Raw genomic sequence first — 15,992 nt, 5'->3', positions numbered from 1 at the left:
CGGCGGTCGGAGTCCCATACTCATGAACGGTCGTCATCTCCGCGCAGGCGCGGATGACCGATTTCCGCCCCTCCCCCTCTTGAAGACGCGCCAATGCTGGGTCTCGGACCGATCGCCTTCGCCGCCCCCTGGGTCTTGACCGCACTGGCCGCCTTGCCGGTCCTGTGGTGGCTGTTGCGCGTCACGCCGCCGGCGCCGCGCGCCGTCCAGTTTCCCGCCATCCGCCTGCTGCGCGACCTGACCGCGCAGGAGGAGACGCCGGCCCGCACGCCCTGGTGGCTCCTGCTTCTGCGGCTGATCGTGGCGGCGCTGATCATACTGGCGCTGGCCGGGCCGCTGCTGAACCCGCGTGCGGCGCTGCCGGGCGGCGGACCGCTGTTGCTGGTCGTCGACAATGGCTGGGCCGCCGGCCGCGACTGGCCGACGCGCAAGCGCACGATGGACGAGATGATCGCCCAGGCCGAGCGCCAACAACGCCCGGTCATCCTGCTGCCGACCGCCCCGCCGGCCGATGGCCAGCCGATCCATGCCAGCGCCGTCCTACCCGCCACCGAGGCCCGCCGTCTGGCCCAGGCGCTGGCTCCCCTGCCCTGGCCGACCGACCGCGCCGCGGCGCTGGAGGCACTGAAGGCGGTCGCCGCCCAGACGAACGGCAGCGGCTCCATCCATGCGGTCTGGCTCAGCGACGGTGTCGGCGACGGGCGCGCCGCGGCGCTGGCCGCCGGGCTGCAGCGGCTGGGCTCCGCCGACGTGCTCGACGATTCGGCCGAGCGCCCCCCTCACCTGCTGCTTCCGCCGTCGAGCGAGGGGACGGTGCTGACCGCCCGCATCCTCCGCGCCGACCCGTCCCGGCCGGAGCCGGTGACCGTCCGCCTCACCGCCGCCGATGGCCGCCTGCTGACCCGGCAGACCGTTGCCTTCGAGCCTGGCCAGAAGATGCGGGAGGTGCGGCTGGACGTGCCCACCGAACTGCGCAACGACGCCGCCGCCCTGCGGGTGGAGGGCGACACCACCGCCGGCGCCACCGTGCTGCTGGACGAGCGTTGGCGCCGCCGTCCGGTCGGGCTGGTTTCCGGCCGGTCGGAAGGGGAAAGCCAGCCGCTGCTGTCGGACCTCTATTATCTTGAACGCGCCCTGTCGCCCTACAACGAGGTGCGGCGCGGCGACACGCTGGACCTGCTGAAGCGCGATCTTGCCGTGCTGATCCTGTCCGACATCGGCGCCCTGACCGGCAGCGAGGTGCAGGACATCGAGGATTGGGTGAAGAAGGGCGGCGTTCTGCTGCGCTTCGCCGGCCCGCGTCTGGCCCAGCATGCCGACACGCTGGTGCCGGTCCGCCTGCGCATCGGCGACCGTGCCCTGGGCGGCGCCCTGTCCTGGTCGGAGCCGGCGCGGCTGCAGCCCTTCCCGGCCAAGTCGCCCTTCGAAGGACTGACGATCCCCGCCGACGTTCAGGTCAACCGTCAGGTTCTGGCCGAACCGGCGCTGGATCTGGCCGACCGCACCTGGGCGCGTCTGGCCGACGGCACGCCGCTGGTGACCTCGCAGAAGCGCGGCGACGGCTGGATCGTGCTGGTCCACACCACGGCCAATCCGGACTGGTCGAACCTGCCGCTGTCTGGCCTGTATGTCGACATGCTGCGCCGGCTGGTGGCGCTCAGCGGCGGCGTGACGGGCACCGCGGCGACCACCTCGCTCGACCCGGTCGAGGTGCTGGACGGCACCGGACGGCTGGTGCCGCCGCCGCCCACCGCCTTCCCGATTCCCGGCAATGCCGGCGCCGACGTGATCGGACCGCGACATCCGCCGGGCTTCTACGGGACCGATGATGCCCGCCGCGCCCTGAACCTGTCCTCCGCCGTCACCACGATCGACCCGCTGCCGCCCCTGCCGGCCGGCGTCGGGCGCGACGGCTATGGTGGCCGCGGCGAGGTGCCGTTGAAGCCGTCGCTGCTGGCGGCGGCGCTCGCCCTGCTGTCCATCGACCTGCTGATCGCGCTGGCGCTTCGCGGCCTGCTGCGTGCCCCCCGCCTCCGCCGCGGGGCCGGCGGCGCGGCGGCCGCGCTGCTGCTGGCGGCCGCACTAACCGCCGCACCTCAGCCGGTCCGGGCGCAGGACCAGGACAATGCGGTGAAGGTGACGGCGGAGACCTATCTCGCCTATGTCCAGACCGGCGACAGCGGCGTCGACGACACCTCCCGCGCCGGGCTGGAGGGGCTGGTCAGCGTTCTCGGCCTGCGCACGGCGGTGGAGGCGGCGGGAGCGGTCGGCGTCGATCCGGAGCGGGACGAGCTCGCCTTCTATCCTCTGCTCTACTGGCCCGTCTCTGACCGGCAGAGGCCGCTGTCGGATCAGGCGCGCCAGCGGGTGAACGAATACATGCGCAGCGGCGGCACCATCCTGTTCGACACCCGCGACCAGGCGCCGGGCGGTGGTTCCGGCATTCTGCAGCGTCTGGTCCAGGGGCTGGACATCCCGCCGCTGGCGCCGGTGCCGCAGGACCATGTGCTGCGCAAGTCCTTCTATCTGCTGACCGACTTCCCCGGACGGCAGGCCGGCGGCCAGCTGTGGATCGAGGCGCGCGAGGGGCCGGCGAATGACGGCGTCTCCTCCGTCGTGATCGGCGGCAACGACTGGGCCTCCGCCTGGGCGGTCAGCCGCAACGGCCAGCCGATGTACGCGGTCATCCCCGGCGGCGAGCGCCAGCGCGAGATAGCCTATCGCTTCGGCGTGAATGTCGTGATGTACGCCCTGACCGGCAACTACAAGGCCGATCAGGTCCATGTGCCCGCCATCCTGGAAAGGTTCGGCCAGTAATGCCCGTCGATCTGCTCTCCGGACTTTCGGTGGCTCTGGCGCCGCTGCTGCCCTGGCCGGTGCTGGGCGCCCTGGTCGGCTTCGCCCTGCTGGTGGTGCTGGTCGCCGCCTTGCGCCGGGCGCGCGGCACGCTGCTTCGCCTGCTGGCCGTCATCGTGCTGGCGCTGGCCCTGATCAACCCGTCGCTGGTGCAGGAGAGGCGTGACCCGATCAAGGATGTCGCGGTGGTCGTGGTCGATGATTCGCCCAGCCAGGCCATTGGCGACCGCCGCGCCCGCACCGACCGGGCGGTGGAACAACTGACCGAACGGCTGAAGCGCTTCGACGACTTGGAGGTGCGCGTGGCGCGCACCGGCGAAGGAGCCGAGACCGGCGGCACGATCAACGAGACGCATCTGTTCGACGCGCTGAACCGCGCGATGGCCGACGTTCCGCGCCGCCGCATGGCCGGCGCCGTCTTCATCACCGACGGCCAGGTGCACGACGTTCCGCAGGTGCCGGGCAAGCTGGCCGACATCGGCCCGGTCCACACCCTGCTGACCGGCGACCGCAACGAGGGCGACCGCCGCATCGCCATCGTGCAGGCGCCCAACTACGGCCTTGTCGGCAAGTCGGTGGAATTGACCATCCGCGTCGACGACATGCCCGGACGACAGTCCCCCGACGCCGCGGTGACCCTGCGCCAGGACGGCGGCGCGCCCGGCACCATCCGCGTTCCGGTGGGACAAGACGTACGGATCGACCTGCCGGTCACCCATGGCGGGCAGAATGTTCTGGAACTGGAGGTGGAGGCGGCGAAGCAGGAGCTGACGCTCGCCAACAACCGCGCAGCGGTGGTGGTGAACGGCGTCCGCGACCGGCTGCGCGTTCTGCTGGTCTCCGGCGAGCCCCATGCCGGCGAGCGCACTTGGCGCAACCTGCTGAAGGCGGACCCGGCGGTCGATCTGGTCCATTTCACCATCCTGCGCCCGCCCGAGAAGCAGGACGGCACGCCGATCCGCGAGTTGTCGCTGATCGCCTTTCCGATCCGCGAGCTGTTCGAGGTGAAGCTCGACGAGTTCGACCTGATCATCTTCGACCGCTACCGCCGCCGCGGCGTGTTGCCCCAGATGTATCTGGAGAACATCGCCGACTATGTCCGCAAGGGCGGCGCCCTGCTGGAGGCCTCGGGACAGGGCTATGCCTCGCCGCTGTCGCTCTACCGCACGCCCCTGGGCGCCATCCTTCCCGCCGCCCCCAATGGGCAGACGGTGGACCGCCCCTTCTTGCCGACCGTCACCGATGTCGGCCGCCGCCATCCGGTGACCGCCGGACTGCCAGGCGACCGCATCGATGCCCCGCCGACCTGGGGCCGCTGGTTCCATCAGGTCGATGTCGCCCCAAATGGCGGCACCGTGGTCATGCAGGGGGCCGACAACCGCCCGCTTCTGCTGCTGGACCGCGTCGGCAAGGGCCGGGTGGCGCAGCTTGCCTCCGACCAGATCTGGCTGTGGAGCCGCGGCTTCGAAGGCGGCGGTCCGCAGGCGGAGCTGTTGCGCCGTCTCGCCCACTGGCTGATGAAGGAACCGGAGTTGGAGGAGAACGACCTGCGCGCCCGCGTGGACGGCAACCGCATCACGGTGGAACGCCGCTCCCTCACCCCGGATCCGCGCTCCGTCACCCTCACCGATCCGTCCGACCAAACAAGCACACTGCAGTTGGCCGACGACAAGACCGGCCGCGCCATCGCCACGGTGACGGCCAGCGCGCCCGGCATCTACCGCATATCAGACGGGGAGCGGACGACGCTGGCCGTGGTGGGCGCGGTCAACACGCCCGAACTGGCCGACGTGCGCTCCACCGGTGACCGGATGCAGCCGGTGGCCGAGGCGACCGGCGGCGGCATCCACTGGATCACCGACACCGACAGCGGACCCAACCCCGGCATCGACGTGCGCCGCACCCAGGCCGACCGCAGCCAGAGCGGTTCCGGCTGGATCGGCCTGCGGGCCAACGGCGACTATACGGTGACCGGTGTCACCGAAGTGCCGCTGCTGCCGGTGGGTGCGGTTCTGGCCCTGGTGCTGGGCGGCCTGTTGATGGCGTGGCGCCGGGAGGGACGCTGATCGGTCGGGAGGCTGTTTTCGCGGCGAAAATTTTCCGAAAACAGCCTGTTGCGTTCGGCCGGGCTTCCGATTATGGTGCCGCTCCTTCCGGCGATAAGAGTTGATCGCCGCGCCGGTTGGGGCGTCGCCAAGTGGTAAGGCAGCGGTTTTTGGTACCGCCATTCCCAGGTTCGAATCCTGGCGCCCCAGCCAACTTTCCCTCCGGATTTTCAAAATCGTGACTGCCGGCCTGCGCTATCAGCCGACAGCCGGCTCGGCCCGTTCACGCCGGTCGAGCGCGCCGCTGGCCAGCGTCAGGACGAGCCCGCCCAGCACGAACAGTCCGCCGATCCAGGGCGTGGCGCCGAGGCCGAGCGGCGACGACACCACCTGCCCGCCGAAGAAGGCCCCCGCGGCAATGCCCAGGTTGAAGGCAGCGATGTTGAGCGCGGATGCCACGTCCACGGCGCCCGGCGCATGGCGCTGCGCCAACTGCACGACATAGAGCTGAAGCCCAGGGACGTTGGCGAAGGCCAGCGCGCCCATGCCAGCGAGCGTGATCAGCGCCGGGATCTTGGCGTCGGCGGTGAAGGTGAAGACGATCAGCACCAGCGCCTGCAGGGCGAACAGCCAGGCCAGCGCCCTCACCGGCCGGCGGTTGGCGAGCCTGCCGCCAATGACGTTGCCGACGGCAATGGCGGCACCATACAGAACCAGCACGAGGCTGACGGTGGCGCTGGAGAAGCCGGTGATCGTCTCCAGGATCGGCGCCAGGAAGGTGAAGGCGACGAAGGTGCCGCCATAGCCCAGCGCGGTGATGGCGAAGGCCAGCAGAAGCCGCGGCTTCGCCAGAACCGCCACCTGCGCACCCAGCCCGGCGGCCGGCGGCTGGCTGAGGCGGGCGGGAACCAGGGCCGCGACACCCAGGCCACCGATGACGCCCAGTGCCGAAACCGCGAGGAAAGTGGCGCGCCAGCCGAAGGTCTGGCCGATCCAGGTGCCCAGCGGCACGCCGGTGACGATGGCGATGGTCAAGCCGGAGAACATCATGGCAATGGCGGAGGCGCGCTTGTCCTCCGGCACAAGATCGGCCGCGATGGTCGACCCGACGGAGAAGAAGACGCCATGGGCGAAGGCGCTCAGCACCCGCGCCACCAGCAGGGTCTCGTAATTCGGACTGACGCCGGCCAGCAGGTTGCCGGCGACGAAGACGCCCATCAGCCCTAGCAGCAGCGGCTTGCGCCGGAACCTGCCGGTGAGGGCGGTCAGGACCGGCGCGCCGAAGGTGACGCCCAGGGCATAGACGCTGACCACCATCCCCGCCAGCGGCAGGCTAACTCCCAGATCGTTCGCAACGGTGGGCAGAAGGCCGACGACGACGAACTCGGTCGTCCCGATCGCATAGGCGCTGATCGCCAGCGCCAGCAGTGCGAGAGGCATTTCAAAGGTCTCCATTCGAAGGACTGTCCCGGCAGGGACTGCTCTGGGGAGACCATGTGCGTCATAAGGTCTGGAACGGGAATGCCCGCTGTGTTCCCATGATCTTGTCGTCCAGTGACAAGGTTGGTGAAAGATGGTTCGATGAGCGATCCTCGTGCCTGGGAAATGCGGGTGTTCCTTCAGGTGGCCGCCCATGGCAGTTTCAGCGCGGCCGGTCGCGATGTCGGCATGACGCCCTCCTCCACCGCCAAACTGATCACCCGGCTGGAGGAGCGACTGGGCGTTCGGCTGGTGGAGCGGTCGACCCGGAAGCTGCGCCTGACCGCGGAAGGTGAGCTTTACCGCGAGCGGGCCGAGGCTCTGCTGGGGGAGATGGACGCGCTTGACGCCGAGATCGGCGGTGGCGCGCGTACGCCGACCGGACTGATCCGTGTGAACGCCTCAGTCCCTTTCGGCCAGCATTGCCTGCTGCCGCTGTTGCCGGAATTTCTGCGCGACCATCCCGGCATCACGATGGACGTGACGATGACGGACGAGGTGGTGGACCTCTATGCCGCCCGGGTGGACGTCGCCTTCCGCGCCGGTCCTTTGAGCGATTCGGCGCTGCTGGTCCAGAGGCTTGGCGTGGTGCGCCGACGGATCGTCGCCTCTCCCGCCTATCTGGAGCGGCTGGGCGTGCCGCTGACCGCGGCCGACCTCGAGGCGCACGACTGCCTGGGCTTCAACTTCCGCCGTGCAGCCGCGGTCTGGCCGCTGAAGTCCGGAGGGCGGCTGGTCGACCGGGAAGTGCCGACACGCATCCTGGCGAACAATGGCGAGACGGTCCGGCACATGGCGCTGCTGGGCCTGGGGCTGGCGCGGCTGGCCGACTATCATGTGCGCGACGATCTGCGCGACGGGCGGCTGGTGGCGGTGCTGGACGATGTGCTGGTGGACATGGAGGAAATCCACGCCGTGTACACCGGCCGCGACCGCGCTCCGCGCCGTGTCCGCGCCTTCCTGGACCACATGGCACCGCGCCTGCGGTCGCGCTTGGCGGAGTGACCGCGGAACAGTTCCCGTTCCCGAAAACGACATCGGCCGGATGACGGGCATCCGGCCGATGGGGCGTACCGTTGGGGCGTTCAGCCTCAGAACGGGATTTCGTCGTCGAGGTCCTCGTGACGGGGCGGAGCGCCGCCGCCGCTGCGGCCGCCCGACGAACCGCCGCCATAGTTGCCGCCGCCGCTGCCACCACCATAGCCGCCGCTTCCACCGCCGCTTCCACCGCCACGCGATTCGTAGCCGCCGCCACCGCCGCCGAAGCTGCCGCCGCCGCCCTCTTCACGGGCGCCGCCGGTGAAGTCGATCTCGGCCACGCGGACCGACAGGCCGGCGCCGCGGGTGCCATCGCGCTTCTCGTATTCGCGCAGGGTCACCTCGCCCGACACGACGACGCTCTTGCCCTTGGTCAGGTGCGGAGCGAGCGACTCGGCGCGGCGGCCCCAGATGGAGCAATCGACCCACTGGGTCGTCTTGCGATCGCCGAAACCGACGTCATTGGCGACGCGGAAACCCAGCACCTTCTCGCCGCTCTGGGTCGTGCGCAATTCGCCGTCCGCGCCCAGGCGTCCCGTAAACGTCCAAACATTCATCGCTCGTTGCTCCTAAGCGCGAGTGTCCCAGCATCCATGCCGACCCGTCAGGATGCCCGGCGGAGGCACCCAGATGCCGAGGGTTCCCATTCGCAGGGCCGGCTGTTCAATGGCGACCATCCCCCCGGTCCCGCGCAACGAAGCACGAGGGACCGACGCCGGTCAACCGCCGTCGGAAATGCACTGGCGATCCCCGGACCGGCGCACTCGCCCTGCCGTTCCGGACCAGAACACTCCATGAACAAATATAGCAGAGCAGCAGGCGTCGGAAAACCGTTTCCTTCGAAGTAGCGCCGGTATCCGGTCAGCGCAGACGCCGCGCCGCCAGATCCAGGGCCACTTTCAGCTGGGCATGGGAGAAAGGCCTGTGGACGACGCCGAGCGGATAGGTCTCGGTGATGCGGGCCATGGTGCCGTGGTCGCTGTTGCCGGACAGGAAGATGCAGCGCAGGCCATGGTCCAGGTTCAGCCGCCGGGCCACCGCGATGCCGTCACCGCCGCCGAGCCGGACATCAAGCAGCGCCAGATCCGGCCGTTCGCGCAGAGCGAAATCCGCTGCTTCCGCCTCGGTTCGGGCGACACCGCAGACGGTATGGCCAAGGTCGCTGACCACCACCGCCAGGGCATCGGCGGCTGTCTCGTCATGCTCCACGACCATCACGCGCAACGGTTGGCCAGGTGCGCGGGTGCGGTAGGTTGACTGCGGTTTGGCGATGGCGTCGATCCTGAGCATGCGACCGACCTCCGGGAAACATGGCGTTGAGCGACAAGCGACGAATTTTGGCAAAATTGCGCTTAATGCTACGCCGTTTGTACTACACCACCCCGAATTTGCAAGATCAATCGTTCAGGATCTGACCTTTTTCGCCGATCGGTGCAGAAACACATCACCTCGAGTCGGATAGCCTCGGATGGCAGCAGCAATGCCGGAAAGATGGTCAGCGTCCTGCCGGGCCGAGCCAGTCGATGCCGCCGGGCGGGCGTGGTCTGCCGGTTCCATTGCTGCGCGCCGTCGCCGCCCTTGACGGCGGCGGCGGCGGAACAGGCTCGCCGGAGAGCCAGGCGGCCTGGGCATCGGCAGGCGGGGTGGGGGCTGCGGGCAAAGCTGCCGGCGTCTGGGCAGGTGAAAAAGGCGAGACCGGTTCGGCGGTGGTCGGCGTGGATGAGCCCGCTGCCGGACGGAACGGCTCGGCCACCGGAGCCTGCGCGGTCGGTGCCGCCAATGCCTTTTGCGCCGGCCGGGCCGGCAGATCTGCCGGCAGGTCGCCCGGTGATGCGGTCGGCTGGTCGGATGGCGGAACGTGGGCCACGGGGTGGGGCCGGGACGGCGGCGTTTCCTCATCCCATGCATCGCCCCAGGCAGGCGGCGGCGCAGAGGGGCGCAGGCGTGGCGCCTCCGCGGCCCCCATCCAGGAGGGACGCTCGTCGTCGGCCAGCGGGCCGGTGCTGGTGTTGAGCTGCCGCGCCTGCTCGCGAATCTCCAGCAAGGTGGTTACCGCGAGTTGCAGCAGTGGGGCCAGGACCATGGGATCGGCCATTTCCTCCGCACTCAGGGCGGCGAATCGGTCGCGGACATCCTCCACTGCCTGTTCCACACCGTCACGCAACGCGCCGGCCTCGTGGGCGAGCCGTTCCAGATCCTCGCGCAGCGCAGAGATCTCGCAGGCCTGCCGCAACTCGTGGAAACCGATTCCCGCTCCCGGTGCGGATGCGGATCGCCGGTCCCGTGACGAACCAAAATCGTGAGGCATCCTGCCCAACCCCGGTTCCAAGCCCAGCCCAGTGAAAACAGACGTCGCGACGAATACAGCCGGACGTGCGTACTGCAAACCGCGCAACCGGACAGCGGTTCCAAAAGCCGACGTCATGGCGCGGTCAGCCGGAGCGTCGGCGAAGTTGCCGCACGTCACGGCCGGCGCCCCCAATCGGAGAGCGATGTTTAGCGCCGTTGAAGTCGTTTGGAAACCGTTTGCGCGTGATGGCCGCTTGTACTATTTTTTCGGCCCCAGGGGAAAGGATTCCTTGTGATCCAACGTCCCGGCGCCTCCCCGCCGCCATTTCATCTTGCCGGAATCCCATACGGTGTCGATCGACCGCTCGGAACTTGAACGGCTCCTTGCCGATCGCCCGGCTGGCAACCGCAGCGCCATGCAGGCGGTGCGCGAAAGCTATGCCGATATCGGACTGATGCGCGAACGCGGTCTGTCCTGGGCCGAAATCTCCGATCTGCTGGCGAAGCTGGGCATCACCGCCCGCGACAGCCAACCGATCTCGCCGGTCACCCTGCGCTCCGCCTTCTTCCTGGTCGGGAACGAGGGACGTGGTGAGGCGGTCGGCGACCATGGCGGTGCCGCCGCGGCAATGCCGGCGGAAACGCTTGCCGCCGTCCACGAGGCTGCGCTGTCGGCCGGGCTGATGGGCGAGGACGAAGAGACCCCGGAGACCGCCCCGATCGCTGGCCCCGATCATGCCGACGAGGCCGCCGCAGCGTCCGTCGACGCTGCTCCCGTCCCGCCGCCGGCGAAGACGCCTGAAGCCGACCCTGAAGCCGACATGGAATCGGCTGACTCCGTCCCCGAACCCGAGCCCGAACCCGCCTCCCCTGCCCCGAGCCTGCTGGCTCCGGCGGCGAAGGACGCCGAGGATCAACCGGCGGCGGACGGTGAAACGGGCGCGGAAACCAGTGCCCCGGAACCGAAATCCGCTGTAGAGAGCGAAGCGGCAGAGGCACCGGCCCCCGAACCTGTACCTGAACCGACACCCGAGCCGGCCCCGCGGCCGGCTCCCCAACCGACGTCCACGGCGGCCGCGCAGAACACCGGCTCCTTGATGTCCCCCCCGATGCTCCAAGACGACTCAACAAACGTACACTGGAAAGGCGATCGCATGCTGGGCACGATCTTCGTCCTCAATGACCGCGGCGGCGTCGGCAAGACGCTGCTGTCCCATCACCTGATGGCGACCGCCATGCTGGAAGGCCTGCAGCTGAAGGTCGTCGAGTACGAGGTGAACGAGCGACTCGCCCGCCTGTTCGGCCCGGACGTGGTCGAACACCGCCGCATCACCCAGGATTTCATGAACATGATGGGGTCGGGCGACGGCTTCTACGAATTCTGGGACCTGATCGGGCCGGAGCTGCAGCGCGGCGGCCGCCTGTATGATTTCGGCGGCAACATCTCGCAGTGGTTCTTCAACTGGGCCGAGGTGTCGGGCTTCGACTATTACGTCGGTGACGGCGAGCGGCTGACCTTCATGGTGCCGGTGACCGTCGATCTCGCCTCGCTGTCCACCGGCATGACCACGCTGGAGCGGGTGGCGACCATCGCGCCGAAGGCGAAGCGCGTCCTGGTGGAGAACGGCTTCTCCGGCCCCTTCTCGCAGCTCGAGGACAGCCAGTATGCCCGCCGCAAGGCGGAGATGGTGGAGCGCGAGGGGCTGCAGGTCATCTCCATGTCGCCCTGCGCCGCCCCCGCCTGGGCCCGCCTGACCGGCCACCGGCTGGATCAGGTGGCGACGATGACCCGCGAGGATCTGGTGAAGCTGGGCATGACCCCGCCCGTCGCCTCCCGCTCGCTGATCATCATCCATGAATGGCTGCGCAACATGCGTCAGGCTCTGTCGCCCTACCTGCACGACGCCTTCCGCCAGACCCCGGCGACCGCCAAGGCACGCTGAGGCGCTTAACGACCCACCGGTCCGCTCTTCAAAGCCCTTCTTTCCTCTCGGGAGAAGGGCTTTCTCTTTGCCGGTCAAGGCCGCAGCGTTGCGGGCGGCGCTTGCGCTGTAGAGGTCTTCCTTCACCGCCGTCACCGATTTCACCTGATAGCCCGGCCTTGCGCTGAAGCGGCGGGTGGCGCGTTCGGCGGCCTCGCGTTCCGATTCCGCCCAAACCAGATAATCGCGTCCGCGCGCCCATTCGACAGCCAGCGGGTGGGCGGCGTCGATCTCGCCGATCTGCTGGTTCACCATGGTGACCAGCCATTCCTTGTCGCCGGGGTTGCGGCGGTCGGTCAGGATCAGGATTTGCGGACGGCGGCGGTTCTGCGCCTCGGTCAGGCGCTGATGCACCTCGACCTGCTTCTTGCGCAGTTCCACCATGTCGCGGACCAACTCTTCGATCTCGCCATGGAGGTTCTCCTCCTCCCGGTGCAGGCGGTGGATCGTCGCGTCCAGCTTGTCCAGCGTGCCGCGGACGCCGCGGACGCGCTGCCGGGCCTGCGACACCCGCTGTTCGACCGACAGCAGCACGTTGCCGAGCCATGCGCCGATGGCGATGATCCCCAGAACGATGATGAAGTTGATCATCATGTGGCGGCGCCGGATGTGACGGCGCCGGATATGGCGGAAGCGGCCTTGGCCCGCGCCGTTGCCGGGGGCTGGGGTGCGCCGCCCTTCGCACCCCCCTTACCGCCGCCGGTCCGCGCGTCGCCGCGCATGAACGACTTCTGGAAGCCCAGCTTGAAGGGAAAGGCGACGTCGACCATCTGCTTGGCCTCGTCGAAGCTGGACGCCCACACCTCCGCCACATTGGCGCAGCGCCAGATGGGGTTGACCGGCCCGCGGTCACCGGCGGCCCGCGCGGCGGCCGATGCCTTCTCCTGCGTGACGGTCGCGACGAACTTCATCAGGCCGGCCTGCGGATCGCCGACCTCATGCACGAACAGCGGCGGCTGTTCCGCCAGATCCCTGATCTGCTTTTCCGCCTTGCGGATGTCGGTTTCCAGCCGGTGGCGTTCGGAAGACTGGCTGTTGCGGCGCTGGACCAGTTGATTGACGCGGTTCTGAAGCTCGTGCGCCTCGGCATGCAGCACGTAGACGCGGTTCTCGATCTGCTCCAGACCGCTGCTCTTTTCCAGGATGTTCGGCAGGAAATCCTTCAGCATCATGGCGACCGGGACGGCGGCCAGCATGATGATGACGATGGCGATCAGGAACAGCGTCGTGTTCGACATCCGCCCGCCCGTTCTCCTCCCGAAACCCGCACCATGCGATCTGCCGGAATCGGCACGATCGGCACCGGTGCGGAGCTTCGAGGATCAACGAACAATCCAACCCCGTCAACGAATCGTCTCGGCTTCGCTCCAAATTCGTCGGAAATGTGTCAGGATGCCGCCATCTCCGCCACCCGCTTCACCGCGTCACGCACCGGCCCCGGCCGGCGTTCGTCCGCCAGGGTGGTGAACCAGTGCTCCGGCGGGTTGCGACCGGCGGCGCGGTTCCAGGTTAGGGCGCGCAGCACCGCTTCCGCCTCCGCCGTCGGCGGCACGGCAGGGTCGATCCCGTTCATCACCGCCCAGATGCCGGCCCAGCAGCGTCCGACCGACCAGGGATTATAGCCGCCGCCGCCGACCACCAGCACCCGTGGCGCCAGCGGCAGCAGGGCCGCCACCGCCTCCCACAGCGCATTGTTGGACAGTTCCAGCCGGCTCAGGGGATCTTCGGCCAGGGCGTCGGCACCGGTCTGGATCACCATAGCCTGCGGACGGAAGGCGCGGGCCAACGGCAGCACCGCCGCCTCCATCACATGCTCCATCTCGCTGTCGTTGAAGCCTGGCGGAACCGGCAGGTTGCGGGCCATGCCGCCGGCCCGATCCTCCGCCTTGCCGGTGTAGGGCCAGCGCCCGTCCTCGTGGATGGAGATGGTCAGCACCCGGTCGTCGTCGGCGAAGGCCTCCTCCACCCCGTCGCCATGGTGGGCGTCGAGGTCGACATAGAGAACCCGCTCCAGCCCATGGTCGAGCAGTTCCAGGATGCCCAGCACCGGCGCGTTGAAATAGCAGAAGCCGCTGGCCCGGTCGCGGCGCGCATGGTGCGTGCCGGCCGCCGGCGCATAGACCAGCCCGGCCGGACGGTCGCCCAGGATGCGCGCCGCCTGCAGGGCCGACCCGCTGCTGTGGGCCGGCCGCCGGTACATCTCGGCGAAGACGGGATTCTCCAGCTTGCCGAGATTGTGGCGGGCCGCCGTCGCCTCGTCCACCCGCTGCTCCGCCTCCGCCCGCTTCAGCGCGGCGATATAGTCCGCCGTGTGGAAGCGGGCCAGTTCGCGTTCGCTCGCCACATGGGTGTCGAGATAGACCTTGTCGGGCAGCCACCCCATGGCGCGGCTGAGATCGATGGCGGTCGATACGCGTGGGATCGCCAGCGGATGCTTCGGGCCATAGGTCGAGCCGCGATAGATGTCGCCGCCGATGAACAGAGGGGTGCGGAGAGGCGTGGTCAGGGGATGATCTCCATCGGTCCCGCCACAAACTAGGCGGAGCCGTGCGCCGGTCAAGCGGCACCCCGCCGCTTCCGCGCTCTGGAAGGGCCTGCGGCAATGCTTGCGGTCGCGGATCGTCCGCGCCTATAGTCGCCGCCTTCACTGGGGGGAGCCGATGGGCGGCTGAGAGGTTCCGTTGCGGAACGACCCCTGGAACCTGATCCGGTTCATGCCGGCGTAGGGATCAGTGATGCCAGACCGTACGCGCACCCTCTCCGCCCTCCCGCCATGCTTGCCGCTATGACGGCCCCGATGCCGGCGATTCCGCCGCTTTCGGTGACCGTGTCGCAGGCGCGGCTGACCTATGGCGGCATGCTGCTGTTCTCCGACCTGACGCTGGATCTGCCGGCGGGGCGGACCACCTGCCTGTTGGGACCGAGCGGCGTCGGCAAGACCACGCTTCTGCGCATCCTCGCCGGGCTGGCGGAGCCGGAGCCGCCGACCTGCGTCGCCACCGGCGACGGGCAACCCCTGGCCGGCCGCATCGCCTACATGGCGCAGCAGGACCTGCTGCTGCCCTGGCTGACGGTTCTGGACAATGTCCTGCTGGGCGACCGGCTGCGCCACCGCCGTCCCGATTCCGTGCGGGTGGAGCGTGCCCGCTCGCTGCTCCACCGCGTCGGTCTGGCGGGGCGGGAGCGCGACCGTCCGGCCGCGCTGTCCGGCGGGCAGCGCCAGCGGGTGGCGCTGGCCCGCACGCTGATGGAGGACAAGCCGCTGGTCCTGATGGACGAGCCCTTCTCCGCACTCGACGCCATCACGCGGCTTCGGCTGCAGGAGACGGCGGCGGAAACGCTGACCGGCCGCACCGTCCTGATGGTCACCCACGATCCGCTGGAGGCGCTGCGCATCGGCGACCGCCTGCATGTGATGACCGGGCGTCCCGCCGTCATGGGGCCGGCGCTGGAGCCGTCCGGCAAGGTGCCGCGCCGGGTCGACGATCCCGGATTGCTGGCGCTACAGGCGGAGCTGCTGCGGAGGCTGGCGGAATGAGGGCGCTGCTGCGCGCCTTGGTCACGCTCGCCGTGCTGGTCGCCGGCTGGCAGGTGCTGGTCTGGGCCACCGGCCTGCCGCGCTACCTGCTGCCCGGTCCGTTGGCCGTGGCCGATGCAATGCGGCGGCAGGCACCCCTGCTGTGGAGCCATGGGCTGACCACCCTGTCCGAGATCCTGATCGGGCTGGTGGCCGGGGTGGCCCTGGGCGGCGTCAGCGCGCTGCTGCTGGCGCGGTTCCGTACCGCCCAGCGCTGGCTGATGCCGCTGCTGCTGGTCAGCCAGGCGATCCCGGTTTTTGCGTTGGCGCCGCTGCTGGTGCTTTGGCTGGGCTACGGCATGGCGTCCAAGATCGCCATGGCCGTGCTGGTCATCTATTTCCCGGTGACGACCGCGCTGTTCGACGGGCTGCGCCGCACCGATCCCGGCTGGCTCGACCTTGCCCGCACCATGGGCGCCTCGCCCGCCGCGATCCTGTGGAACATCCGCCTGCCGGCCGCCCTGCCCGCCTTCTGGTCCGGCGTGCGGGTAGCCGCGGCGGTGGCGCCCATCGGCGCGGTGATCGGCGAGTGGGTCGGTTCATCCTCCGGCCTCGGCTACCTGATGCTGCACGCCAACGCCCGCATGCAGATCGACCTCCTATTCGCCGCGGTGCTGGTACTGGGGCTGTTCGCAGTGACGCTCTATGCCGCCGTCGACGCGCTGGCCCGCCGTGCCCTGCCCTGGCAACCCGATACCCAACCGGCCGAAGACGCCAATCCTTGAA

Annotated in this window: 12 protein-coding genes, 1 tRNA gene and 1 riboswitch; of the genes, 7 read left to right on the top strand and 6 right to left on the bottom strand. The window is 69.3% G+C overall.

The annotated features are described in order from the left end of the window. Window positions 1-93: 93 nt before the first annotated feature. The 3 genes from ACWPKK_RS05935 (at window position 94) to ACWPKK_RS05925 (ending at window position 5,114) form a co-directional block, all read left to right on the top strand. On the top strand, window positions 94-2,817 hold the full coding sequence (locus ACWPKK_RS05935; protein WP_452001737.1) for a DUF4159 domain-containing protein: 2,724 nt from the start codon (window positions 94-96) through the stop codon (window positions 2,815-2,817). Further along, on the top strand, window positions 2,817-4,922 hold the full coding sequence (locus ACWPKK_RS05930; protein WP_452001734.1) for a hypothetical protein: 2,106 nt from the start codon (window positions 2,817-2,819) through the stop codon (window positions 4,920-4,922). The genes ACWPKK_RS05935 and ACWPKK_RS05930 overlap by 1 nt, the downstream gene beginning before the upstream one ends. Window positions 4,923-5,039: 117 nt before the next feature. Beyond that, window positions 5,040-5,114: transfer RNA gene (locus tag ACWPKK_RS05925), tRNA-Gln, on the top strand. Between the two features lie 45 nt (window positions 5,115-5,159). On the opposite strand, the gene ACWPKK_RS05920 is transcribed toward ACWPKK_RS05925, so the two are convergent. Continuing rightward, window positions 5,160-6,341: an MFS transporter gene (locus tag ACWPKK_RS05920; protein ID WP_452001731.1), complete on the bottom strand. Its 1,182-nt coding sequence runs from the start codon at window positions 6,339-6,341 to the stop codon at window positions 5,160-5,162. Between the two features lie 141 nt (window positions 6,342-6,482). Here ACWPKK_RS05920 and ACWPKK_RS05915 point away from each other — a divergent pair, with 141 nt between their 5' ends. Next, on the top strand, window positions 6,483-7,385 hold the full coding sequence (locus ACWPKK_RS05915; RefSeq protein WP_452001729.1) for a LysR family transcriptional regulator: 903 nt from the start codon (window positions 6,483-6,485) through the stop codon (window positions 7,383-7,385). Window positions 7,386-7,471: 86 nt separating this feature from the next. Here the strand turns inward: ACWPKK_RS05915 and ACWPKK_RS05910 are convergent, their stop codons facing one another. The 3 genes from ACWPKK_RS05910 to ACWPKK_RS05900 all read right to left on the bottom strand — a co-directional run bounded on the left by ACWPKK_RS05910 (window position 7,472) and on the right by ACWPKK_RS05900 (window position 9,726). Then, window positions 7,472-7,975 (bottom strand): single-stranded DNA-binding protein, encoded by a 504-nt coding sequence (locus ACWPKK_RS05910; RefSeq protein WP_452001726.1) that lies wholly within the window; start codon window positions 7,973-7,975, stop codon window positions 7,472-7,474. 304 nt (window positions 7,976-8,279) lie between these two features. Next, window positions 8,280-8,708: a response regulator gene (locus tag ACWPKK_RS05905; protein ID WP_452001723.1), complete on the bottom strand. Its 429-nt coding sequence runs from the start codon at window positions 8,706-8,708 to the stop codon at window positions 8,280-8,282. A 205-nt stretch (window positions 8,709-8,913) separates the two neighbouring features. Next, the gene (locus ACWPKK_RS05900) at window positions 8,914-9,726 is read right to left on the bottom strand and encodes a hypothetical protein (protein WP_452001720.1); all 813 of its coding nucleotides are present in this window, start codon (window positions 9,724-9,726) and stop codon (window positions 8,914-8,916) included. Window positions 9,727-10,057: 331 nt separating this feature from the next. Between ACWPKK_RS05900 and ACWPKK_RS05895 the strand changes: the two genes are divergently transcribed. Then, on the top strand, window positions 10,058-11,650 hold the full coding sequence (locus ACWPKK_RS05895; protein WP_452001718.1) for a hypothetical protein: 1,593 nt from the start codon (window positions 10,058-10,060) through the stop codon (window positions 11,648-11,650). 629 nt (window positions 11,651-12,279) lie between these two features. Here the strand turns inward: ACWPKK_RS05895 and ACWPKK_RS05890 are convergent. Together ACWPKK_RS05890 and ACWPKK_RS05885 are read right to left on the bottom strand one after the other, a co-directional pair. After that, window positions 12,280-12,927 (bottom strand): hypothetical protein, encoded by a 648-nt coding sequence (locus tag ACWPKK_RS05890; RefSeq protein ID WP_324871992.1) that lies wholly within the window; start codon window positions 12,925-12,927, stop codon window positions 12,280-12,282. Window positions 12,928-13,076: 149 nt separating this feature from the next. Then, entirely contained in the window at window positions 13,077-14,249 is a 1,173-nt protein-coding gene (locus ACWPKK_RS05885) for an acetoin utilization protein AcuC (protein ID WP_452001715.1), read from the bottom strand. Window positions 14,250-14,329: 80 nt separating this feature from the next. Continuing rightward, window positions 14,330-14,436, top strand: a riboswitch (TPP riboswitch). Window positions 14,437-14,486: 50 nt separating this feature from the next. Between ACWPKK_RS05885 and ACWPKK_RS05880 the strand changes: the two genes are divergently transcribed. Next, window positions 14,487-15,227: an ABC transporter ATP-binding protein gene (locus tag ACWPKK_RS05880; protein WP_452001712.1), complete on the top strand. Its 741-nt coding sequence runs from the start codon at window positions 14,487-14,489 to the stop codon at window positions 15,225-15,227. After that, window positions 15,224-15,991 carry an ABC transporter permease gene (locus ACWPKK_RS05875; protein WP_452001709.1) on the top strand — a complete coding sequence of 256 codons (768 nt, stop codon included), beginning with the start codon at window positions 15,224-15,226 and terminating at the stop codon, window positions 15,989-15,991. Before ACWPKK_RS05880 ends, ACWPKK_RS05875 begins: the two co-directional genes overlap by 4 nt. Window position 15,992 lies beyond the last annotated feature (1 nt).

This window comes from Azospirillum largimobile (assembly GCF_977007025.2).
This window is presented reverse-complemented; position numbering and strand designations above follow the sequence as displayed.

Coding starts and splice junctions, on each gene's coding strand:
- ACWPKK_RS05920 (WP_452001731.1), bottom strand. CDS start 6,341: ATGCCTCTCGCACTGCTGGCGCTGGCGATCAGCGCCTATGCGATCGGG.
- ACWPKK_RS05935 (WP_452001737.1), top strand. CDS start 94: ATGCTGGGTCTCGGACCGATCGCCTTCGCCGCCCCCTGGGTCTTGACC.
- ACWPKK_RS05880 (WP_452001712.1), top strand. CDS start 14,487: ATGCCGGCGATTCCGCCGCTTTCGGTGACCGTGTCGCAGGCGCGGCTG.
- ACWPKK_RS05875 (WP_452001709.1), top strand. CDS start 15,224: ATGAGGGCGCTGCTGCGCGCCTTGGTCACGCTCGCCGTGCTGGTCGCC.
- ACWPKK_RS05900 (WP_452001720.1), bottom strand. CDS start 9,726: ATGCCTCACGATTTTGGTTCGTCACGGGACCGGCGATCCGCATCCGCA.
- ACWPKK_RS05930 (WP_452001734.1), top strand. CDS start 2,817: ATGCCCGTCGATCTGCTCTCCGGACTTTCGGTGGCTCTGGCGCCGCTG.
- ACWPKK_RS05905 (WP_452001723.1), bottom strand. CDS start 8,708: ATGCTCAGGATCGACGCCATCGCCAAACCGCAGTCAACCTACCGCACC.
- ACWPKK_RS05890 (WP_324871992.1), bottom strand. CDS start 12,927: ATGTCGAACACGACGCTGTTCCTGATCGCCATCGTCATCATCATGCTG.
- ACWPKK_RS05915 (WP_452001729.1), top strand. CDS start 6,483: ATGAGCGATCCTCGTGCCTGGGAAATGCGGGTGTTCCTTCAGGTGGCC.
- ACWPKK_RS05910 (WP_452001726.1), bottom strand. CDS start 7,975: ATGAATGTTTGGACGTTTACGGGACGCCTGGGCGCGGACGGCGAATTG.